This window comes from Neorhizobium sp. JUb45 (genome assembly GCF_004343585.1).
Taxonomy (GTDB): domain Bacteria; phylum Pseudomonadota; class Alphaproteobacteria; order Rhizobiales; family Rhizobiaceae; genus Neorhizobium.
The window spans coordinates 1-23,191 of sequence record NZ_SLYW01000012.1; the positions used below are offsets into that span (position 1 = coordinate 1).

The following is a 23,191-nucleotide window of genomic DNA, read 5'->3' on the forward strand; positions in this document are numbered from 1 at the left end:
GATAAAGTCGGCCGAAGCATTTCTCTATGCTGCATCCATCATGACGCTGACAAGGCGCATCGCACGACCATCATGAATTCTCGGACGGACTCTTAGTGAACCTGACAATCAGCTCGACAGTCCAATCCCCATCAGGAGCTTAAGGCATATCAATCTCTCGTCTTGCCTCTCGTCCAATATCCGATCGCCGTCACGCTCTCTTTCTCAAATCCGGCGACATCGAGAAGCTGACGGCGGATCTGGGTGGCGATCCTCGTTTCTCCAGCCACCCAAATATAGCTGTTCCGTTCGGGAAGACGAACGTCATTCCAGATCTCCTCCAGCCTGGTGATTTCGGAATGCAGTCCGAAGCCGAAGCTCCATGCAATGCGATATTCCGGGTTGATATCGCCTGGAATATCTTCGGCGGACGGTATCTCCAGATGGGCCTGGATGGGGCAGATCCCCTGATGTTCTTCCATGATACGGCATGCCGCAGGCAGGCCTGTGGCATCGGCAACCAAAACGATAAGTCCCGTATTTTCCGGTGGTGCGTATTTGCCTTGCGGGCTTGTCAGCCCAATCGTGTCACCGGTTCTGGCGGAGGACGCCCAGTCCGACGCGATGCCTCCCTCGTGGACGACGAATTCGATGAGCATGCGACCTTCGGCGCTGTTCCAGTGCCGCACGGTATAGGGGCGCATCGGCGAACGGGGCATATCACCGGGCATCTGCCAACGGCCGTCAACCATGCGCGGCATGGTAATCACGCCGTTTGCGGCCGGAAATACCAGTCGCACCCATTCGTCTGCAAAGCCGCTCGTAGCGAAACGTGCGAGGTCCGCGCCGCCCAATTCGATACGGATCATATTCGGGGTTATCCGATTGGACGAGACGACTTCGCCCAGATAGCAATCCTTCATCGCTGGCCTTTCCAGAGGTAAAAAAGGAAGAACGGTCCACCGACCAGGCTGGTCAGCACACCGGCGGGGATCTGCCACGGAAAAATCAGCATGCGACCGAGCCAGTCGGCGACAAGCATGATTGTTGCGCCTGCCAGTGCGCAAGCCAGCAGCTGAGGCAGGGCGCGAGTGAAGCCGATCTGGCGCACCAGTTGTGGTGCCAGCAAGCCGACGAAGCTTGCTGGACCAACCACAAGCGTCGCCGCAGCGGCAGCGATCGCGCAGGAAAGCATGATGGTGCCGCGTGCCAGCTTCAAATCGATGCCGAGCGCTGTTGCTGTCGGTTCACCCAATGGAAGGATTTCCAGCCAGCGATTGAGCAGGGGAGTGAGGACGATGGAAGCAATGGCGATGGCTGCAACCAGCGTTGCCTGATCGGTGGTGACCCGGTAGGTCGAACCCGACATCCAGGTCAGCAGAAGTGCACGCACCGGGCCGCCGGTCGAAATCAGAAAGGCGGACAGTGCGCCGACGACCGTCGACAGCGCAATACCGGTGAGCAGAAGGCGCTCGGAGGAAAACCGGTGTCGCCAGCCGAGCGTGACGATGACGGCCACGACGGCCAAACCACCTGCTGTCGAAGCGGCCAAAAGGGCGGAAACACTGACGGTGCCATAGGCCACGATAAAGATCGCCGCTCCGAACGTCGCGCCTGATGAAACGCCCATCACTTCCGGGCTGGCCAATGGGTTGCTCGTCAGCTTCTGGATCAGCATCCCGGCAATGCCGAGCAGCATGCCGGCGGCGATGGCCGCGACGATCCTGGCGGCGCGCCATCGCAGAATCAGGTCGATGTCTGTCGTCAGTTCCCACCCGTCGGGCCCGCGACCAATAACGAATGCGACACACAACAGGATCACGAAAGCGCAGACCAGAACCGGCAACGTCAGCTGACCTGTCGATGCCCGACGGGAGGATGAATGCGCTGGCGCCGCTGAAATGCCGGTTCGTATCCGTTTGAGAAGAAGGAGCAGAACCGGTGCCCCAAGCAGCGATGCGACGATGCCTGTCGGCAGTCGTCCTCCTCCCATTGTCGGCCATTGGACGAGTTGATCCGCGCAGACGAGAAGCGCGCCGCCCAGCAGCGGTGCCCATAACAGGCGATCCGCCAGCCGACCGGCTCCGATCGATCGCACCAATGCCGGAACCGCCAAGCCTATGAAACCGATAATGCCAACCGCGGCAACCACTGCGCCGGATAGAACGAGTGCGATCAGCAAGGCCGCAATACGCAATTGGTTCGGCTTCAAACCCAATGAAAGAACGGCGTCATCGCCGAGATTGAAAAGCGAGAGCGGGCGCCTGATCGGCACTATTGTCAAAGCACAGATGAGAAGGCACACGAACAGTCCGCGGGCTGGCCCCCAGCCGCTTTGCTCAAGGCGGCCCGTCTGCCATTGCAGCAGCTCTTCGCTACGGTCCGGATGCAGAAGGACGATGATCGCGCAGATCGTTGCAAGCGTCAGGTTCACCACGAGGCCGGCCATCACCATCGAGATGGGTGTGGTCGAGCCGCGACGGGCGATGCCGAATACGAGTGCGGTGGCAAGGCCTGCACCGGCGATGGCGATCGGACCATATCCGTGTATCAGCAAGCCCGGTGCCCAGATGAGCGATGCGAGAAGTGCCGCCTGTGCGCCGGCGGAACTGCCAAGTGTTGTCGGTTCTGCCAGCGGGTTTCGCAAGGTCTGTTGGAAAACTGTTCCCGCAAGCGAAAGCGCTGCGCCACTCAGCCACGCAATAAACAAACGCGGCAGAGCCGACTGCATGAACAGCAACTCGTTCGGCGAGCTCGGTAAATCTGCGGTGATCGCCGCCAGCCAGTTAGCCATCGGCAAAACGGCGTTGAGCGATTGGATCGCCAGGATTGTTGCGAGCGCCGTCACGAGGATGGTGACTGCCCGCACGGCATGCACTGAGGAGGGCAGTTCCGGCCTCGTCATGTCAGGACGCATCGCTGAACGTGGCAGAAAACCATTCTGCGAGAGCAGTGGCAGATGCGAGGCCACCGAAGATCGAGACCGGCTGTGTGAGGTGGACGCGACCCTCGCGCACAGCCGGCAGGCCGGCCCAGAGGGAATTGTCTTCCATCGCGGTGAGGGCGTTGGCGGTGAGCCTGCCCTGGTTGAGAATGACAATGTCGCTGTCGGAAACCGTCATCAGCTTTTCGATGCCAATCGATGAAAAACCAAAACCGTTGACGTCGCTGGTCCAGGCGTTTTTGAGGCCTGAATGTTTTGCGACACTGTCCGGGAGGCTGCCGGCGGCATAGATGTTCACGAAGCGGTTGGTGCCATGCAGGTTGATGAGCACGATGCGGCGCGGTGGCAGTTGGCGCTGCATATCAGCCAACCTTCGCTGCGCTCCGAGCATCACGTCCCGTTGCTCGGCCTCGGGATAATGCGAAAGCACCGTTCGAGAAAACTCTATCGCCCTTTCGACCGGATCGCCGCCACTGCCATGGATGCTGCAGAGCCGAACGGGCGCGATGCTTTCCAGTTGCGGTCTTGAAATCGCACTCCATCCCGGCAGATAGATCGCGTCAGGTTTGAGGCGATCCATATATTCCAGATTGGGTTCCCAGGTGGAGCCAAGATCGGTGACGCCTTGAAGGTTGGCGAAGGATTGGAACGTCTCGCGGAACCCGTGATGATCGGCAATTCCAACCGGCTTGATGCCCATCGTCAGCAGTGTCTCGGCGGCTGCCCAATCGATGACCGCCGGCCTTTTTTGATCGGTGCCTGCAATGGATTGCCTCGGCCGGACAAGGACGGTCGCCGCCGCACCGAATACGGCGAGGCGGCGACTTATGAGGGCAGGGGCACACTCGGGCATGTTCACCAACGATAGCTCAGCTTGCCCGTGAAGGTGCGTTCCGAGCCGTAATTGCAGGCATTCACCGTAAAGCAGCCGGGGACATAGGATTTGTCGAACAGGTTGCTGACGTTCAGCGATGCAGAGAGCCCCTTTGCTTCGGGGAATTTCTGGCCGAAATCATAACGAAGTGCGACATCGACAAGTGTGAAGGCTGGGACCTTGAACGTGTTGTCGTCGCTGCCCCAGGTGTCGCCAATATACCGAACACCGCCACCGATGCTCAAACCGTCAAGCGCTTCCTGCTGCATTTCGTAGTTCAACCAGATGGACGCGGTATGCCGGGGCACGCGATAGGGCGTGTTGCCCAACTGGCTTGTCGTTTCCGTCTCGGTGATTTCCGCATCCGAATAGGTATAGGCGGCAGTCAGGCTCAGGCCGTCGTCGAGGTTGGCAAGTGCCTCCAACTCGAAGCCGCGTACCCGAACTTCACCTGTCTGAAGGGTAACGCGCGGATCAGCATAATTATAGGTCTGGACGTTTTGGCGAGCGAGATCGAAGGCACTCACCGTGAACAGACCGTCGAAACCCGCCGGCTGATACTTGATGCCGACTTCGTACTGCTGCGCGGTTTCCGGTACAAACACATTGCCGAGGCTGTCTGTACCGACCACTGGCGAGAAGGACTCGGAATAGCTCACATAAGGCGCGATGCCGTTGTCGAACAGATAGGTCAGGCCGGCGCGTTTGGTGAAGGAGTGGTCACGTTGCGTCGTTACGCCGCCCGCAAGGAGGTTTTCCGTGTCGCGCCATGCCCAATCCTGCCGAATTCCGAGCGTCAGGATGAGGTTGTCGAACTTGATTTGGTCCTGTGCATAGATGCCCGCCTGCGAGGCGGTGATGTCGGACAGGGATCTGCTCGTCCATGTGCCGGTATTGATCGGCGATCCATAGACCGGATTGAAGATATCGATCGAGGGCGCTGCACCGCGTTGCTCAAGCCATTTCGACGATCCCCAGAGATAGTCGACACCGACGATCGCCTTGTGTTCAATCGCTCCGGTATCGAAATCGAAACGCAGGCGATTGTCCACGGCGATGCCATCGTTCTCGATGTCACGCAGATTGTATGTGCGGTTGAGGGTGCGGTTACCCACCAGAGCACCGCTCGCCTGCAAATACTGGCGATGGTTGGTCAGGTGCGTATAGCGAAAGTTCTGCTCGAACTGGACAGTGTCATTGAAGCGGTGCTGGAATTCGTATCCCACTGCCGTACGATCGGCCGTCTCGTATTCCCAGCTGGGTTCACCGAGAAATCGGTTGAATGGAATATGACCGTTGGGATTGTCGAACAGGACGGCTGCAGCGGGAACCTGCGCGTAAAAATCGCCGTCATTACGCTGGTAGGAGCCGAGGACGGTCAGTTTCGTGTCTTCATCCGGTGCCCAGGTAAAGCTCGGGGCAAAATAGCGCCGATCGTTATCGACATGATCGACCTGTGTGCCGGCATCGCGCGCCATGCCGACAAAGCGGTACATGATCGTCTTGTCTTCGGAAACGCCACCAAGGTCGAAGCCGCCCTGGTAGTGATCGAAGCTGCCGAATACGGTCTCGATCTCATTGACCGGATTATCGGTCGGACGTTTGGAGACCGTATTGACCATGCCGCCCGGCACTTGCTGGCCGTAAAGAACCGATGAGGGCCCTTTGAGAACCTCGATGCGCTCCACGCCATAAGGATCGAGCGCAAAGAAACCGAAATATCCCGGCGTTACGGCCCGCAGCCCATCCTGAAACGTGTCGAGGCTGCTTTGCTGGAAGCCGCGCAGATAAAGTGGATTGTCCATCATCTGCGAACCGCTGGATTCAGAACGCACGCCGGCGGTGTAACGCAGCGCTTCATTGATGCTCTGAACGCCTTGGTCCTTCATCCGGTCTGAGGTGATGACGGAAATCGACTGCGGCGTTTCAAGAATGGGAATATCTCCCTTCGTGCCGGTCGAAGAACTGTTTGCGACATAGCCGTCAACATGCTCGAATGCGCCACCCTGGCCCGCAACCGTGATGGTGCCCAGCTGCGTGCTGTCTCCGCCCGCTGCCGCATCGCCTGGGGCCGCCGGACCGCGCAATGTGACGGTATTGGCGTTGGTGAAACTGTAGGAAAGACCTGTGCCATCCAGAAGACGGCTAAGCGCTTGTTCGCGGGTGAATGTTCCAGAAATGCCGCGCGTCGTTTTGTCTTTTACCAGCGCTGCCGGAAAGATCACCTGCAGGCCTGCCCTGTCGCCAAACCGCATGATGCCGGCGCTGAGCTGCCCGGCGGGTATCGTATAATTGATGGCCGCTGCCCGGCTTGTGGTTCCACCCTGCTGTTGAGCGAGAACCGGCAGAGGCGAGACCGAAGCCAACATTACCGCCAGCACACTGGTTGCCGCGATTGTTACGCCCGCGGACATTTTTCTGGAAACCAACACCTTCATCGCCCCTGTCACTCCAACACTACGGATCTGGGCGCGTCCCCCGCACCCTTATGACAGCAAGACGGATGGCGATAACGATCACCTCACACTTACTTGAAAATAAAATTCATGTTTTAGCGCGGCCTGTCAGGCGGAGCTGAGAACAACGAGATAGCGGCTGAGATAAACGGCTCGGACAGGCAGTGCGCTGGTAATGGCGTCGAGCACGCCGTCGGGATTGTCTATCGAAAAAATTCCTGTGACGCGCATGCTGGCCAAGGCCGTATCGGTCATGGTGATCATGCCGCTGCGGTAGCGGTTGACGTCGGCGATAACCTGACCGAGTGGCCGGTTTTCAAAGATCAGCTTGCCGCGACGCCATGCCGTTTCCGCATCGGCATCAATTCGCTCGATTGCCCCAACGCCGCCGCCGGTCGCATAAGTCACATTCTCCCCCTGCCGGACGATCACCGACGTTCGGTCGGATGCAACAACCGAGACGGCGCTTTCCTCCACGGCAATAGTCACATTGTCGCTCCATTTATGCACGGCGAACCGTGTGCCGAGCGCCGTTGTGCTGCCATCGCCCGCATCGACCCTGAAAGGGCGAGATGGGTCCTTGGCGACATCGAAAAACACGCGCCCGCGGATCAGTCGCAATGCCCGTGCGTTTTCGGTGAAATCGAGGGCAATCGCCGTTTCTGCGTCGAGGCTGGCCGTCGAGCCGTCCGCAAGCTTCACCACGCGTTGCTCACCGGTTCCGGTCGAGTAGTCGGCGGTCCAGGCGGCGATCGGCAGGGAGGCAGTGACGACGCCGGCTGCCACTATTGCGGTGGCGCTCCCGGCCAGGAAACCGCGGCGGCTCAAAAGATTGCCGCGGCCTGTCTTTTGCAGATTGTCCTTGCGAGGGTCTCCGACGACATCGAAATCCGACCACAGAGCTGCGACCTTCATATATTCCTGCAGGTTGGCGGGCTCCGACATCCACCGGGCATGCTCTGCACGGTCTTCAGCCGTGGCTTCGCCGGACTGAATGCGGACGAACCAGGCTGTTGCGTGGTCCATTATGGCGCCGTTTTCCGATTTTCCTACCATCAATGCCACCGATTTGCCGTGTCGGCGAATATCATTCGCCTTGAAGCCAAGACGGAACAGAGGGTGCAGTCCCTCACCGGTGAGGGTGAATTTCTTTGTTCTCTAGTCAAGGAACTCATCCATCTTCGACCGACATGTCGCCAGCGCCCTGATCATCAACTTTTCAACCGCGCTTCGGGTAATGCCAAGCTTTGCAGCTATTTCACTATGCGTCAGGCCATCGAACTTGTGCATCAGGAACACCTCGCGTTGGCGCGCGGGCAGAGCGGCGACGATCTGTTTCAACCTTTCGAGCCGCTGGCGGTAATCCAGCGCGTGCTCGGCGGTATTATTCGCATGATCGGGAATATCAGGCAGTTCGCCTGACGAGATGTATCGAGACCGCGCAACCCGGCCGCGCAGGTGATCGACCGCGACATTTTCGGCGATCCGGAACACATAGGCGCGGGGATTGGCAATGTCGCTGTCGTCTACAATACGTTGCGTGCGCAGATAGGTGTCCTGAAACGCGTCTTCCGCCTCCGAACGACCGCCTAGGCGTTTCGTCAGATAACCAACCAGTTCGCCATAACTCTCGCTCAGGGCGTGAAGCAACGTTGATGTCTTCTTGGCTGGCATAGGGACATGCGTTTCGTGAAGCTGATAAAAATAGCGAGCAATCTGCTCGTCCAACCGCCAGATAAAACATAAACTTGATATTGTGAATCAAATTTTCCGCAAACGTCGTCGCGATAGGCAAATCGGTGCGGCAGATCAGAGATATCTACGCCGCCAGGCAACCAGCGAGCCCGCCCCGGCACTGTCGAAAGGGGAATATCAATTCGACAGATCGTGCGGCAAACCGGCTATAGCCGAAAAATCTTTGCCGCACCGGAGAAGCAACCCAAAGCGCCCACGAAGCGCGCTTTGGGTATTGGTCTTGCATTGCCGTGCCTTCTAACTGGCATCGATCAAGGCATCATTTTTTTTTCTTCTTTTTCCCGGATGAAACGATGAGATCGCGGTACTCGTCCATGTCGCCTTCGAATGTGGTAACGGTGCCGTTGTTGACGAGCCACAGGCGGTCGACTGTCGCTTCGATCAGATGGCGGTCATGCGAGATCAGGATCACGGCACCGTCATAATCGTTCAGCGCTTCGATCAGCGCACGACGGCTGTCGATGTCCAGATGGTTGGTCGGTTCGTCGAGGATCAGCAGGTTCGGCGCATGGAATGCCGCCAGACCCATCAGCAGACGAGCCTTTTCACCGCCGGACAAATCCTTGGCAGCAGTCGCCATTTTTTCGGTGGCAAGTCCCATCTGTGCCACGCGGGCACGCACCTTGGCTTCCGGCGCCTGCGGCATCAGTTTACGCACATGCTCGATAGCGGATTCTTCAGGCACGAGATCGTCCAGCTGGTGCTGGGCAAAAAAGCCGATCTTCAGCGAAGGGGCTATCCGCAGATCGCCGGTTTCGGGTGCAAGACGGCCGGAGATGAACTTGGCAAAGGTCGACTTGCCGTTGCCATTGGAACCCAGCAGCGCAATTCGGTCATCGTTGTCGATACGCAGATTGATGCCCTTGAGAATGGGATTGCCTGGTTCGTAACCGACGGAACCACCATCGATGGCGATGATCGGCGAGGCAGGCTGCTTTGCCGGTTCCGGAAAGGTTATGGGCTGAACGTGATCTTCGATGACCGAAGATACCGTACCCATGCGTTCCAGCGCCTTGACGCGTGATTGTGCCTGTTTGGCCTTGGATGCCTTGGCCTTGAAGCGGTCGATGAAACTCTGCAGATGCTTGCGCGCTGCATCGTTCTTGACCTTTGCCTTGGTTTGTAATTCGTCGTTTTCGGCCTTCTGGCGCACGAACTGGTCGTAACCGCCGCGATAGAAGGTCAGCTTCTTCTGGTCGAGATGGACAATGGCATTGACGGCGTTGTTCAACAGGTCGCGGTCATGGCTGATGATGATGACCGTGTAAGGGTAACGGCGGATGTAATCCTCAAGCCAGAGCGTGCCTTCAAGGTCGAGATAATTGGTCGGTTCGTCGAGCAGCAGCAGGTCAGGTTCGGAAAACAGCACCGATGCCAGTGCCACGCGCATGCGCCAGCCGCCTGAAAAGGACGATGCCGGGCGAAGCTGGGCTTCCTGGTTAAAACCGAGGCCGGCCAGAATGCTGGATGCACGCGCTTCTGCCGAGTGCGCATCGATGTCGATCAGCCGCATCTGAATATCGGCGATGCGTTCCGGGTCGGTTGCTGTTTCCGACTCCAGCATCAGCGCGGCGCGTTCCTTGTCGGCCGCCATGACGATCTCGATGAGACTGTCTTCGGTACCGGGAGCTTCCTGCGCTACCTGCCCGATCCTGGCATTCTTGGGGATAGACACCGAGCCGCTTTCGGCGCCGTGGTGCCCGGTGATGACTTTGAACAGGGTGGATTTTCCCGCGCCATTTCGGCCAACAAGGCCAGCCTTGGTGCCGCTTGGAAGCGTTACATTGGCCTTATCAAGGAGAAGACGGCCGGCGATGCGGGTGGAAAGATCGGAGATTGAAATCATTGCGCCGTCTTGGGCAAAGTCTTCCCTGATAGCAAGCGCGGTCGATGAATGGCCGATGCCCATCGGGAAAAGCGATGGCGGTGGATGCTGCGCTGCAACACTGCCTTGGTCGCCAATCTCCATCAAGTCGCTGCTGCAGATTTTCAGTATTTTCGACAAGAGGTTTCCTAATACCGCAAATCCGGCAGTCCGCGATCGCGAAACCTATGGGGCCAGATTTTGCGATAGATGCCGACCAATCTGCCGCGTGAGGAGGGTGAAGCAAAGCCGTCCGGCAGACCGTTTTCGAGTTCGCAAAACACCTTCCTTTTGGTGGCATGGCCATCATCATCGACATTGAAGGCACGGAAATGGCGCGGGCGCCGGTGTCGTGACTTGAGGACGAACCCGCGACGTGGAGCGTTTTTCGTCCGGAGAAAAGGCAAGCCCGTTGGGCTGACCGAAATCGGTGATCACCGCGTCGAGTTTTCCGCTTGCCGGATCGAGCCGATAGACGTTGCGGGTCGCCTGCTCCGGTTCGGCACTATAGCCCTCTTAGTCCGACTTGATACCGTAAGTGGGATCGGTGAACCACACGCTGCCATCGCATCTGACGACGTCGTCGTTCGGCGAATTCAGGCGTTTGCCCTGAAAACTGTCGGCCAGAACGGTTATCGAGCCATCGATCTCGGCGCAGGTGACGTGTCGGCCGGCAGAACGCGTCCTTCCTACTCGTCGCCAGGTACGCCGTATGAGGGAGCGGCCAAAGGGTTTACCGCACGTGTCACGTAATCCGCGGCCTGCGGCTTGTAGACATCCCATGCGCGTGCCACCGCTGCGATCGGACAACCCTCATCCAACCAGTCGATGCGCAGTTCGGCATAAGGCCAGCTTTCCTTGTCGACGATCAGCAGGCCCGCAGAACGAACGGGCCCCGCTTCACCACCTGCATCGACGGCGGCCTTGAGCGCAGCGATGAGGCGGTCACCCAGGGTACCTGTCGTGGCTTTGAACGTATCGATCATCGCCTGCGGTACGCCATCATTGGCGAGAAGGTTGCCGGCGGCAACACATTGACTGCCGGTGGCCGAAGTCCAGATGCCGAGGGCGTTGGGGCCTGAATGGATGGCGGTCCCGCCCTGTATATCCACCGCCAGCAACTGGCGATAGCCGGGGAAATCATCACTCTGTTGCGCCGTGGTGACGGCGTCCGCCGCGCCTGCGCCCTTGGCAAGCTCGTCGAGCATTTTTGGGCCGAGCGCAGGATTGGTCACGTTCTGGGTCGCAACCGCACCGATGCCGGCACGTGCCCATGCGCAGCGGGCAGCGACAGCAGGCGAGGAAGAGGAAATCGCCACGCCGAACTGGCCGGACTGCTCGCAGCGAGCAACGATTGAGAAGGTCATGGGAACTCCTGTGTCAGGACGGTGTGGCTATGTTTACGGTCGACTGATCGCGATCGGCCCGCAGCTGCCGGCCGATCGCTTCGAAAACGATCAGTCCGGGATGACAGCCGTCGCGTCGATCTCGACCAGCCATTCCGGCCGGGCCAACGCCACGACGACGAGGCCCGTGCAGACCGGGAAGACGCCTTTGATATATTCGCCCATCGTGCGGTAAACCGCCTCGCGATGGCGAACATCGGTCAGATAGACGACCAGCTTGGTGACATGCTCCATCTGGCCGCCGGATTCCTGCACCAGCTGGCGGATGTTCTGCATCACCTTGTGTGTCTGTTCGACCGGATCATGGCTGCCGATGTTCTTGGCGGTGTCGAGATCCTGCGGGCACTGGCCTCGCAGGAAGATCATCGTGCCGCGCGCGACGACGGCCTGGCAGAGGTCATTGTCGAGATTCTGCTCGGGATAGGTTTCCTTGGTGTTGAACTTGCGAATGCGCGTATGTGCCATTCTTGTCTCCATCGGATTATTCATGGAAGATGCCGGTCGATCTCTGTCGGTATCTCAGGATTGCGGCGCGTAGGCGAGGTAGGTGTCCTGGATGAGGATGTGGTCGGCCACGTGCTTGGCATCGTGCCAGACCCCCCAGATGAAGCTGGAGCCACGACCGGACAGCCAGGGCAGGCCGAGGAAATAGATGCCTTTTTCAGCCGTGACGCCCCGCTGTTGCTTCGGGCGGCCAGCTTCATCGAAGGCATCGACCTTCAGCCAGCTGTAATCGGAAACAAAACCCGTCGCCCAGATGATCGTGGTGACGCCAGCTTCGCCAAGGTTGAGTTCGCGCAACGGATTGGTGACACAATCGACCTGCGGACCAAGCACCCGTGCCTCCGGCTCCTGCGCAAGGTCAAGGCCGTTGCGAGCAACGAAGGCATCCGCCTCGTCAAGCAGCGACAGATAGTTCTGGTCGCCTCGGTCGAGATTACGGGCAAGATCGTCAGCGAAGGAAAGCGATCCGTCACGGTAAGCGCCGGTCATGCCGGCCAGCACCATGCCCTGTGCCGCCAGGCGACGGAAATCGATGGTCTTGCCGCCATGCGCGCCGCTGACAGCAATGGTGACATGTTCCGAACCTGGGGCCTGCGCCTGCGCATCCCACTTCCCGAGCACGCCGAGCCACCAGACGAAATCGCGGCCACGATAGGCGCGAGGCGGGCGGTCGTGCGGGCCGACGGACAGATAGACCTTGCGGCCGGAAAGCATGAGTTCTTCGGCGATCTGGACGCCGGAGGAACCGGCGCCAACCACCAGAACAGCACCTTCGGCGAGCTGGGCAGGGTTACGGTACTCGCTCGAATGCATTTGCGTGACGCCGGCATCTGCGGGCACGATCGACGGAATGCTTGGCTTCTGGAACGGGCCGGTGGCCGCAACGACATTGAGGGCTTCGATCACACCATTCGACGTTTCGACGCGGAAACCGGGGCGGTCTTCAAGACGCTCGACCTTGGTGACATCGACACCGCAGCGGATCGGCGCCTTGTGCATGCCGGCATAGGCCTCGAAATAGTCTGCGACACCTTCCTTCGGCACGAATGCATCCGGGTGGCCGGGAAAATCCATGCCGGGAAAACGGTCGTGCCATGCGGGGCCGTTGGCAACCAGCGAATCCCACCGCATCGAACGCCAGCGCTCGGCAATGCGTCCGCGCTCGAGCACGAGGTAATCGACGCCGTTGCGGCTCAGATGTTCGCTCATGGCCACACCTGCCTGGCCGGCTCCGACCACCAGCGTATGGATCTTCTCGACTGACATGCTCTCGCCCTTTTCTTTTTCGCCACGACCCGCCGATCGGCGTCAGCTGTCATTCCGCTCTAACGAACGGTTGGCATTCGGAAAATTACGATTTGCTGCAGCACTGGTTAGGATTGCCGAAAGCAGGGCGGGAGCGCCTCGTGAAGCGCCGTTAAGCAAAACCGGCGGCAACAGAATATTTACTTTTTAGCAAACCGCAAATAGTAAGCTGGCTTGCTTAGCCTCGCATAGGCATGGGCACACCCGTCGGCCTTCGTGCCTGACATACGGCATCAGGGCCCCACATGCGTTTCACTTTGCGTCAGCTCGAATATTTCATCGCCACCGCCGAAGCCGGCTCCATCACGCTTGCATCGGATCGCATTCGCGTTTCGCAGCCGTCGATCTCAACCGCAATCTCGCAGCTGGAAATCGAGCTCAACACCCAGCTTTTCCTGAGGCGCCATGCACAGGGCCTGTCGCTGACGCCGGCCGGGCAAAAACTGTTGTTGCAGGCAAAGGCTGTGATCGAGCAGGTGCAGAACCTCTACACGGCCGCTTCCGAGGCGACGGACCAGATCCGCGGGACCCTGTCGCTGGGCTGTCTATTGACCTTCGCGCCAATGTTGCTGCCGGAAGTCAGCCAGAGTTTCAAGGCCGCCTATCCCGGCGTGACCGTTCGGCCCACGGTCGCCGATCATCGGACGCTGCTGACCAAGCTGGAGCGTGCAGAACTGGATATCGCGCTTTCCTACGATCTTCTGGTACCGGAAGGGTTCGAGTTTACCCCGCTTGCCGAACTGCCGCCTTACGTTCAGGTCGCGGAAACCGACCCGCTGGCGGAGCGTTCGGCGATTTCCCTTGCCGAGCTGGAGGCACACGAGTTCATCCTTCTCGATCTGCCGTTGTCTCGTGATTATTTTCTGGGACTTTTCGCGGCGGCTGGCGCCACGCCAAACATCGTCGCGCAGATCCAGCACCAGGAAGTCATCCGTACGATGGTCGCCAGCCGCTATGGTTATACGCTCGCCAATGTTCGCCCCAAGAACAAGGCGGCGCTGGATGGAAGGCGGCTCGTCAGTCTGCGCCTCTCGGGTGAACACAAGCCGATGCGTATCGGCCTGATCCGTGTTGGGCAGCAGGTCTCGACACGGATGGTGCGGACCTTCGAAACGCATTGCGCCAACCTCATTTCCGATAACTACGTGCCGGGCATGGAGGCGCCGATCCTCAACCTGCGCCGCACCGGCAATGCCTAGGCTCGCTTTTTTCAAAGCACCAGTTTCGAATATCCTATTTTTCTTTTTGATCGTCGGCTGACAGTGTGCGCGCCAAACGCCGCCTGACCAGTGCGGTGAGTGCCGCATTACGGAGTCGAGAATGCACGAGAAGACCAAGTCCGCAGACCAGGCAATCACATTGATCGTCGAGGCGATGACCAATCAGGAAAAGGTCGATCTGCTTTCCGGCTTCGGAATGTGGAAAACCGCAGCGGTTCCCGCGTACGGTATCAAGCCGATCGTCATGACCGACGGAACCTACGGCGTGCGCTATTCGATCCCGCAGATCGACAGCGACGAACGCGGCGGCATGGATCTCGATGCTTTTCTATCGGTGGTCAACCAGCGCGCCAGCGATGTCGCTATTGCCTGGGGTGAGATGAAGCCGGCCACCTGCTTCCCCAATGGTTCGGCGATGGGCAACAGCTGGGACGAAGGCCTGATGCAGCGGCTGGGCGTGCTTCTCGGCCAGGAATGCCGCGCCATGGGCGTGCACCTGTTGCTTGGTCCGGGCATCAACCTGCGTCGCACACCGCTCGCCGGCCGATCCTACGAATATTATTCGGAAGATCCGCTGGTTACCGGCAAGCTGTCGGCGGCGGTTATCGAAGGCATCCAGAGCCAAGGCGTTGGCACCTCGCTGAAGCATTTTGCCTGCAATAATTCCGAAGTCGAACGCACTACGATGGACAGCGTCATCGAGGAACGCGCGCTTCGGGAAATCTATCTCAAGGGTTTCGAGATCGCCATCAAGCAATCGAAACCCTGGACGATCATGTCCTCCTATAACCGCCTCAACGGCGTGCAGGCCTCGCAGGACCCTTGGCTCCTGAACGAGGTCCTGCGCGATGACTGGGGTTTTGACGGCGTTGTCGTTTCCGACTGGCATGGCATCAAGGATCGCCCGGTTTCGCTGATGGCCGGTGGCGATCTCGACATGCCGGAAAGCCCGCGCCGCAAGGCCGATCTTCTCGCCGCACTCGACAACGGCAGTGTCCCGGCCGAGGTGGCGAACCTGTCGTGCCAGCGCATGCTCGACATGATCGCGCGGTGCAACGAAGGTGCAAGCCAGCCTGTGCCGGTCTACACCGCCGAAGAACACCATGCCGAAGCCCGTGCAATGGCCGCCACCTCCATGGTTCTGGTGCGCAATGAAGATCTGCTGCCGATCCGGCCGGAGATAAAAACCATTCTCGTCGTCGGTCGCGACGCCGGCACGCCGGTCATCCAGGGTTCGGGTTGCGCCACAACAATCCCGACCATGGTCGATCAGCCACTGGAGCAACTGGAGCTGGCCTTGGGCGAAAATCATAGTCTGACCTTCCGCGAGGAAGCCGATGCCGATACGCTGGCACTGGCCGCCAAGGCGGATCTGGTTCTGGTCTACACCTCGACCGAAGGGGCTTATGACGGCGAAGGTTCCGACCGCACCACGCTGGCGCTCGGCCCCGGTCAGGATGCCATGATTGCGGCGCTGGCTGCCGTGTCTGACAAGGTCGCCGTTGTGATCGCTTGCCCTGATGCCGTGGAAATGCCGTGGATCGAGGCGGTGAAGGCGGTTCTCGTCACCTTCTATTCCGGTCAGGCCATGGGTGGTGCCGTCGCCGACGTGCTGACCGGCAAGGTCAACCCGTCCGGCAAGCTTTCCGTCACTTTTCCGAAGCGTCTCGCCGATGTTCCCGGCTTCCTGCATTATCCGGGTGAAAACGGTCGACATATCTATGGCGAAGGTATCCATGTCGGTTACCGCTCTTATGATCTGCGCGAAATTGAGCCGCTGTTCCCCTTCGGCCACGGCCTGAGCTATACCAGCTTTGCCTATTCCGACCTGTCCGTCTCGTCATCCGAGATCGGATTGAAGGACGAAATCGCCGTCGCCTTCACCGTGACCAATACCGGCGAACGCACCGGTGCCGAAGTGGCGCAGCTTTACCTGCAGGCACCCGGTAAACGGTTGAAGCGCTCGCCGCAGGAACTGAAGGGTTTTGCCAAGCCGATGCTGGCGCCGGGCGAGAGCAAGCGCGTCAAAATCACCCTCAAGGGTTCGGATCTGGCGATCTGGGATCCGGCACTTGGTCGCTGGGTGTTGGAAGGCGTCGAGGCCCGTCTCGTGGTCGGCGCCTCCTCGCGTGATCCGAAACTTTCCGCTGATCTGACGATCAAGCCGTCTGTCCTGCCGCATCGTCGCATCGCTTATGACACCCAACCGGCTTATGTCCTGCCGAACGCCATCGCCTGCGAGCATATCTGCGCCTATCTGACGGACCGCTGCAATATTTCGAGAGAGGATGCCATGCGCATGCTCAATCATTGCTCGAACTCGTTCTTTGGAATTTTCACCTCGCTCGAGCGCCGTCTCCGCGTTTCCATTCCCGAAGCCGAGGTTGCCGGTCTCGTTGCCGAGATCAACGCGGCGATGGACGAGGCGGAGAAAAGACTGTGACCGCGACGCAGGATTGGCTGGAACGATTGGTGGCTCACCCCACCATCAGTTCCGCCACGAACCTGCCGCTGATCGACGAGATCGAGGCGGCGCTGGCGAATTCCGGCGCGGTCTGCGAACGCTTTATCGATGCAACGGGACAAAAGGTGGCGCTGCTGGCGCGTCTTGGCCCGGATGTGCCGGGAGGCTTGATGCTCTCGGGGCATGTCGATGTCGTGCCGGTTGCCGGGCAGGACTGGACAGTTCCGCCGTTCAGCGTCACCCGCAAGGGCGGCAAGCTCTACGGGCGAGGCACGACCGACATGAAGGGGTTTGTGGCATCGGCCGTGGCGCTTGCGCAGACGATCGATTTCCAAAGTCTGGCGGCGCCGTTGTGGCTTGCGATCTCTTATGACGAGGAGATCGGCTGTGTCGGCGTCAGGCCGATGCTTGAGGAGATTGCCGGTCGGGATATCTTGCCCGACCTTATCGTCATTGGTGAACCGACGTCGATGCAGCTTGGCCTTGGCCACAAGGGCAAGATGGCTTTCCAGGTGAAGGCCAGGGGCGTTCCGCGCCATTCCGCTGAAGCGCCGCTGGCGCTCAACGCCCTGCATATCGCCGCCGATTTCATCTCCGGTCTGCGCAAATTGCAGGACGAAATCGAGGCGCGTGGTTTGCGTGAGCCCGGATATTCGGTGCCTTATGCCACCGTTCATGTCGGCAAATTGTCAGGTGGCACCGCTGTCAATCTGGTACCGGATCATGCGGATCTCCTGATGGAATGCCGCATGATGGCGGGGGATGACCCGTTGGCTCTGGCCGAACAGGTCCGCAAGGCCGGCGCGGCGGCCGTTGCCCCGCACAAGGATCGGTTCAAGGAAGCGTCTATAGATATCGAGATCACCGGCAATTATCCTGGCCATTCGATTGATGCGGACCACCCGGTCGTGCAGGCCTTTGCCGCCTGCCTTCCGAAGGGAGCCGGAGAGTGCCGCGTCAGCTTCGGAACCGAGGCCGGATTGTTCGCGCAGGCACTGGATGTGCCCGTTGTGATCTGCGGACCCGGCAGCATGGAACAGGGGCATCGTCCCGACGAATTCATCGAGGAAACCCAGCTGGCGCTGTGCGACCAGGTCCTTGCGGAGGCCGTCATTCGCTTTTGCACAAGCCGTCGGCCGCTTGCTTCGCATGTGCCAAAGCAGATGCACGGAAAATTGTAATTTACCGAAGCCGCAGCGACGGGAAGAGTAGAGTTGACGAAGGTCAAAACAAAAACGCCGGAGGGTAAAAATGAATAATAATGTATCACGCCGTGGCTTCATGAAGACGACCACCGGGCTTGCCGCCGTGGCGCTTGCCGCTCCGGTCATTCTGAAGGGCAATCGCGTATTCGCCGGCGAAACGCTGGTCGTGCGCGACATGGGCGGCGCCTTCTATGAAGGTTTCAAACTTGCCTTCTATGACACCTTCACTGCCGAGACCGGCGTCACCATCCAAACCAATACCAATGAGCCCGACCCGATCCCGCAGTACAAGATGGCGATCGACACGGACACCAAGCTGTTTGACGTTGCCCTGATGACGCCGGAACATGTTCTGCGCATCCGCAAGCTCGGCGACAACTACATGCTGCCGCTCAACATCGAGGTTCCCAACAAGGCCGATTTCGCGCCGCATACGTTCGAAAACGATTTTGCCGGTGTCGCGATCTTCGCACTGGCCATGGCCTATCGCAAGGACACCGTGAAGACGGTTCCGACCAGCTGGGCCGATTTCTGGAATACCGAAGCCTTCAAGGGGCGTCGCGGCATGTGGCGCAGCCCGGTTACGACGCTGGAAATGGCGCTTCTCGCCGATGGCGTTCCTCTCGACAAGCTGTATCCGCTCGACGTCGAGCGTGCGTTCAAAAGCCTCGACAAGATCAAGTCCAGCATCGACATCTGGTGGACTTCGGGCGCTCACGCCACGCAGTTGCTCCAGAATGGCGAATTGGACATGATGTCGACCTGGTCGACACGCGCACAGGCAGCCATCAATGCCGGCGCGCCGGCAGGCATCGTCTGGAACGGCGGCCTGTTCAACATCGATGGCTGGACCATTGCCGGCAACACGCAGAAGGCTGATCTGGCTCGCAAGTTCATCGAATGGTGCCTGGATGCAAAACGTCAGGCCGCCTATACGGACATTCTGGCTTGCGGTCCGACCAACATGAAGGCTTACGAACATCTGAGCGCCGAGAAGGCTCAGCTCCTGCCGACGGCGCCCGCCAACATCAAGGGCCTGACTGTCATGAACGCTGCCTACTGGGCAGAACATCAGGACGAACTGACCCAGCGCTTCGAACAGTGGATCCTGAGCTGATTTTCAGCGCCAACGACCACCTGAGCTTCAGGTCTCGCCCCATGGCGGGACCAGTTATCTGATAATGGGTGGCCCAGTTCTGCGATATGCTGAACGGGCCATTTCAACGAACGGGACATCCATGGCTGAACTTTCCGCCAAAGACACCTTCTCACGGAAGCGCCTGAGGGCGGACAGCCTCTGGCTCACCATGCCGGGTCTTGTCTACATGGCTCTGTTGCTGATCCTTCCGGCCGGCGCGCTGATCTGGCAATCCTTCGTCGATCCGAAATCCGGTGCTTTCGACCTGTCCGTTTATCGACAGATGTTTTCAGCTGGTGTCTACGTGAAGGTGCTTGCCAACACATTCGCCATCTCCGCGCAGGTCACCCTCGTTTGCCTTCTGGTCGGTTATCCGATCGCCGTCTGGCTGGCCGGCATGTCGGAACGTCGTCGGCGCATGGCCATGTGGCTGGTCCTCTTGCCGTTCTGGGTCAGCCCGCTTCTGAAAAACTTTGCCTGGATCGTGCTGCTCGCCCGCAAGGGCATCGTCGCGCAGATGCTGACCGGCATGGGTTTCGATACGCAACTCGATCTGCTGTATGGCCGCGGCGCAGTGATCTTCGGCATGGCGCATGCCATGCTGCCGGTCGCGATCCTCACCATGCTGCCGACCATGCTGTCGATCGACGGTCGACTGATCCCCGCCGCGATGACAATGGGGGCAAGCCGCAGCCAGTCCTTTTGGCGCATTTTCGTGCCGCTTTCCATGCCGGGTGTGGCCGCTGCCGGCCTGCTTATCTTCGTCATGGGGCTCGGCTTCTTCATCACGCCGGCTTTGCTTGGTTCGCCACGCGAAACCGTCATAGGCCAGATGATGATTACCCAGGTGCAGCAGCTCTTCAACCTGCGCCTTGCAGGTGCTCTTGCCGCTCTCCTCCTTGCCGTGACGCTGATCACCATCGCCGTCTACGATCGCTTCTTCGGAATGTCGGCCGTCTCCGGTAATGGCGCATCGACCAAACGCGGTGGCGTTATCGGAGCCATCGGCGGCGCGGTCATCGAGATCGGCTCGGGTGTCAGCGATTTCATCGCCAACCTCTTCCCCGCGCGCCTCGGACGCGGTGTGTTCACCGCGTTCGTCTGGATCGTGATCGCCATCATGATCGTGCCGGTTCTGGCATTCCCGCCCATGGCTTTCTCGGGTTCGAGTTTTCTCGAATTCCCGCCGAAAAGCTTTTCGCTGAAATGGTTCCAGACCTATCTCAGTTCCGACCAATGGATGGGGGCGACCTCACGCTCGGCGATCGTCGCGATCGTCACGGGTATCATCGCCACCCTCATCTCGGGCATGGCGGCCTATGGTCTGGCACGCACGCAGCGCAAGGCAGGCGGCGTGATCTTCCTGTCCTTCATGCTGCCGATGATCGTACCCAATATCGTCATCGGCGTGTCGCTGTTCTACGTGCTGGCCAAGATCGGCCTGATCGCCACAGATACCGGCATCATTCTTGGCCATACACTGTCGGCCATGCCGATTGTCTTCGTCATCCTGCTGACCACGTTCCGGGGCTTCGACTGGCGGCTGCTGCAGGCTGCGGCCACGCTCGGTGCAAATGGCTGGCAGCAGATCCGGCTCGTGCTTCTGCCGCTGATCAAGGGTGGCGCCATCGCGGCATTCCTCTTCGGCCTGCTGCATTCCTTCGAGGAGCTCACCATTGCGCTCTTCGTCGGAGCGGGCGTCAAGCAGACCCTGCCCAAGCAGATGTGGGACGATATCATCCTCAGCATTTCCCCGACCCTGGCTGCTGCCTCGGTCTTCATCGTGGCGGTGGTGACAGTGCTCTTCGTCATCGCCGAAAAGGCAAGGCCGCGCTGACACATGCGTAACCCAGCCGATCCCATCACGACCAAAGGAATCACAATCGCCATGTCAGCCGCTTCTGCCAGCACGCCGGAAATCAAGCTCAAGGTACAGGGTCTCGCCAAGCTCTACGGTCAGACCACCGCACTCGATCATGTCGATCTCGAAGTGCGCAAGGGTGAACTCCTGACCCTTCTCGGTCCTTCGGGTTCGGGCAAGACCACGCTCCTGCAGCTGATCTGCGGCCTGCAGGAGCCGACCTCCGGCACCGTCATCATCGACGGCAAGGACCAGACCCATGCGCCGGTCAACAAGCGCGACATCGGCGTCGTCTTCCAGAACTATGCGCTTTTCCCGCATATGTCCGTGGCCGAGAATGTCGGCTTTGCGCTGAAAATGCGCAGCCTGCCGAAGGCTGAAATCGATGCCAAGGTGGCCAAGGCCCTGGCAACCGTCGGTCTCGCGCATGCGGCCGCACGCTCCCCCTCGCAGTTGTCCGGTGGCCAGCAGCAACGCGTCGCGCTCGCCCGCTGCCTCGTTTATGATCCCGCCATCATCCTGATGGACGAGCCGCTCGGCGCGCTCGATGCCAAGCTGCGCGAGGTCATGCAGATCGAAATCAAGCGCATTCACCGCGAAACGGGTGCGACGATCATCTTCGTCACCCACGACCAGCAGGAAGCACTCGCCCTGTCTGATCGCATCTGCCTGATGAACGACGGCAAGATCGCCCAGCTCGGCACGCCGCGTCAGATGTATGACGAGCCGCAGAACCTGTTCGTCGCAGATTTCATTGGCGTCTCCTCGATCATCCGCGGCACAGTAAAGGCAGGCGCGCTTGAAGCTGCCATCGGCACCCTGCCGATCGCTGGCGATGCACCGCCAGAAGGAACCACGGGCGCGATCGTCGTGCGACCGGAAGTCATCACGCTTGGTGAGGGTTTCTGCGAGGGACGTGTGCGCGAAACGGTCTATGGCGGTTCGGAACTGCGCGTCATCATCGACGCCGGCGAGCAGGAAATCATTGCACGCGCACCGGCAACGGCAGGCGACGTGGAAGTCGGCTCGACGGTGCGCTTCGGATGGGCGCCGGAAACTGCCCGCTTCCTCATAGATAAGGCCTAATCCCCAGGGCCTTCGTCCCCGAGCCGGGAGCGATAGCGTTTCCGGCTCGGGTACAAACTCCAGACTTTGTCGGTGCTTTTTTGGCACGCCCCAAACAGTTTTGACCGGAGCAACCGAAACATGGCCGCACTGCGTTTTCTCTACGACTGTGATCCCGGCGCCGATGACGCGCTGGCCATGCTGCTGGCGCTTGGTCGCCCCGATGCGCTCGACATGATTGCCGTGACCTGCGTGGCGGGCAATGTCGGGCTTGAACCTGTCGTCAACAATGCAAGGCGCATCCTGGAACTCTGCGGGCGGCAGGATATTCCGGTCTATTCCGGTGCGGCCCGTCCGATCATGGCATCGCGTGGTCGCCTCTCCATCATGCACGGGTCGGATGGCCTTGCCGGCAGCACGCTTCCCAAACCCACCATGCCGCTGGCGGATGGACATGCGGCAAACGCGGTCTCTCGCATCGCCCGCTCCGAAGGCAAGTTACATATCTGCGCGACTGGTCCGCTGACCAATCTGGCGTTGGCGCTGCTTCTCGATCCGGACCTGCCGGATTTCATCAGCGCCATCACCATCATGGGTGGGGCTGCATTCTGCCCCGGCAATACGACGCCGCTGGCCGAGTTCAATTTTGCCGTCGATCCGCATGCTGCTGCGATTGTTTTTGACAGCTGTATCCCGATCACCATGCTCGGCCTCGATGTCACACGTCAGGCTACAGTGACAGAGGATATGATAGGGCAGGTACAGGCGATCGATAATCCCGTAGCAAGAGAAGCTGCGCATCTGCTGATCAACTACGGTGCCAAGGATCCCTGCTTGCATGACCCTGCCGCGATTGCCTGGATGCTCAAACCGGAAATGTTCGATACGAAGCAGGCGCATGTATCCATTTCCACTGATAGCGGGCCGGCCGCCGGTCAAGTGATTGCTGCTGTCAGCGAGCGTCATCTTGACGGACGCTCACCAAATTGCGCGATCGTCACGGGCGTTGACGCTGAGGAGTTCAGGCGCGTGTTTGTTGATGCTCTAAACTGAGCGCCTGTTTGTCGTTCCGTGTCCGTCTGAACCGGTCACTGGCGCAAACGCAATGAGGTTCATGGCCTCAGCACTGAAACAACATCTTCGCCGGATCA

At 59.6% G+C, this 23,191-nt stretch carries 16 protein-coding genes and 2 pseudogenes; 7 read left to right on the plus strand and 11 right to left on the minus strand.

Features of this window, described 5'->3' with window-relative positions; genetic code table 11:
* Positions 1-149 precede the first annotated feature (149 nt).
* The 11 genes and pseudogenes from EDF70_RS26445 to EDF70_RS26495 all read right to left on the minus strand — a co-directional run bounded on the left by EDF70_RS26445 (position 150) and on the right by EDF70_RS26495 (position 13,048).
* The gene (locus EDF70_RS26445; protein WP_132280164.1) at positions 150-902 is read right to left on the minus strand and encodes a siderophore-interacting protein; all 753 of its coding nucleotides are present in this window, start codon (positions 900-902) and stop codon (positions 150-152) included.
* Complete coding sequence (gene fhuB / locus EDF70_RS26450; RefSeq protein WP_165932146.1) at positions 899-2,884, minus strand: Fe(3+)-hydroxamate ABC transporter permease FhuB; 1,986 nt, start codon at positions 2,882-2,884, stop codon at positions 899-901. The genes EDF70_RS26445 and fhuB overlap by 4 nt, the downstream gene beginning before the upstream one ends.
* Before the next feature lies 1 nt (position 2,885).
* Positions 2,886-3,776, minus strand: a complete 891-nt coding sequence (locus tag EDF70_RS26455) for an ABC transporter substrate-binding protein (protein ID WP_245519388.1) — start codon at positions 3,774-3,776, stop codon at positions 2,886-2,888.
* Between the two features lie 2 nt (positions 3,777-3,778).
* Positions 3,779-6,211: a TonB-dependent siderophore receptor gene (locus EDF70_RS26460; RefSeq protein ID WP_165932147.1), complete on the minus strand. Its 2,433-nt coding sequence runs from the start codon at positions 6,209-6,211 to the stop codon at positions 3,779-3,781.
* 150 nt (positions 6,212-6,361) lie between these two features.
* Positions 6,362-7,279 carry a FecR family protein gene (locus EDF70_RS26465; protein ID WP_165932148.1) on the minus strand — a complete coding sequence of 306 codons (918 nt, stop codon included), beginning with the start codon at positions 7,277-7,279 and terminating at the stop codon, positions 6,362-6,364.
* A 132-nt stretch (positions 7,280-7,411) separates the two neighbouring features.
* A complete protein-coding gene (locus EDF70_RS26470; RefSeq protein ID WP_245519378.1) occupies positions 7,412-7,981 on the minus strand; it encodes an RNA polymerase sigma factor in 570 nt (189 codons plus the stop codon).
* Between the two features lie 289 nt (positions 7,982-8,270).
* Positions 8,271-9,854 (minus strand): annotated as a pseudogene (locus EDF70_RS26475) (ABC-F family ATP-binding cassette domain-containing protein); the annotation flags it as partial.
* Between the two features lie 263 nt (positions 9,855-10,117).
* Positions 10,118-10,544 (minus strand): annotated as a pseudogene (locus EDF70_RS26480) (SMP-30/gluconolactonase/LRE family protein); the annotation flags it as partial.
* Positions 10,545-10,561: 17 nt separating this feature from the next.
* A complete protein-coding gene (locus tag EDF70_RS26485) occupies positions 10,562-11,239 on the minus strand; it encodes a DUF1028 domain-containing protein (protein WP_132280179.1) in 678 nt (225 codons plus the stop codon).
* A gap of 90 nt (positions 11,240-11,329) precedes the next feature.
* Positions 11,330-11,743, minus strand: a complete 414-nt coding sequence (locus EDF70_RS26490) for a RidA family protein (RefSeq protein WP_132280182.1) — start codon at positions 11,741-11,743, stop codon at positions 11,330-11,332.
* Between the two features lie 54 nt (positions 11,744-11,797).
* Complete coding sequence (locus EDF70_RS26495; RefSeq protein WP_132280185.1) at positions 11,798-13,048, minus strand: NAD(P)/FAD-dependent oxidoreductase; 1,251 nt, start codon at positions 13,046-13,048, stop codon at positions 11,798-11,800.
* A 284-nt stretch (positions 13,049-13,332) separates the two neighbouring features.
* Here EDF70_RS26495 and EDF70_RS26500 point away from each other — a divergent pair, with 284 nt between their 5' ends.
* The 7 genes from EDF70_RS26500 to EDF70_RS26530 all read left to right on the plus strand — a co-directional run bounded on the left by EDF70_RS26500 (position 13,333) and on the right by EDF70_RS26530 (position 23,093).
* A complete protein-coding gene (locus EDF70_RS26500; protein ID WP_132280188.1) occupies positions 13,333-14,286 on the plus strand; it encodes a LysR family transcriptional regulator in 954 nt (317 codons plus the stop codon).
* Between the two features lie 121 nt (positions 14,287-14,407).
* Complete coding sequence (locus EDF70_RS26505) at positions 14,408-16,750, plus strand: glycoside hydrolase family 3 C-terminal domain-containing protein (RefSeq protein WP_207908335.1); 2,343 nt, start codon at positions 14,408-14,410, stop codon at positions 16,748-16,750.
* Positions 16,747-17,952, plus strand: coding sequence for an acetylornithine deacetylase (gene argE, locus EDF70_RS26510; RefSeq protein WP_207908336.1), 1,206 nt, complete (start codon positions 16,747-16,749; stop codon positions 17,950-17,952). The genes EDF70_RS26505 and argE overlap by 4 nt, the downstream gene beginning before the upstream one ends.
* A 70-nt stretch (positions 17,953-18,022) precedes the next feature.
* Positions 18,023-19,093 (plus strand): ABC transporter substrate-binding protein, encoded by a 1,071-nt coding sequence (locus EDF70_RS26515; protein WP_132280194.1) that lies wholly within the window; start codon positions 18,023-18,025, stop codon positions 19,091-19,093.
* A 121-nt stretch (positions 19,094-19,214) separates the two neighbouring features.
* Entirely contained in the window at positions 19,215-20,951 is a 1,737-nt protein-coding gene (locus EDF70_RS26520) for an ABC transporter permease subunit (protein WP_132280197.1), read from the plus strand.
* Between the two features lie 51 nt (positions 20,952-21,002).
* On the plus strand, positions 21,003-22,061 hold the full coding sequence (locus tag EDF70_RS26525; RefSeq protein WP_245519379.1) for an ABC transporter ATP-binding protein: 1,059 nt from the start codon (positions 21,003-21,005) through the stop codon (positions 22,059-22,061).
* Positions 22,062-22,181: 120 nt separating this feature from the next.
* Positions 22,182-23,093 carry a nucleoside hydrolase gene (locus EDF70_RS26530; RefSeq protein WP_132280203.1) on the plus strand — a complete coding sequence of 304 codons (912 nt, stop codon included), beginning with the start codon at positions 22,182-22,184 and terminating at the stop codon, positions 23,091-23,093.
* Positions 23,094-23,191 lie beyond the last annotated feature (98 nt).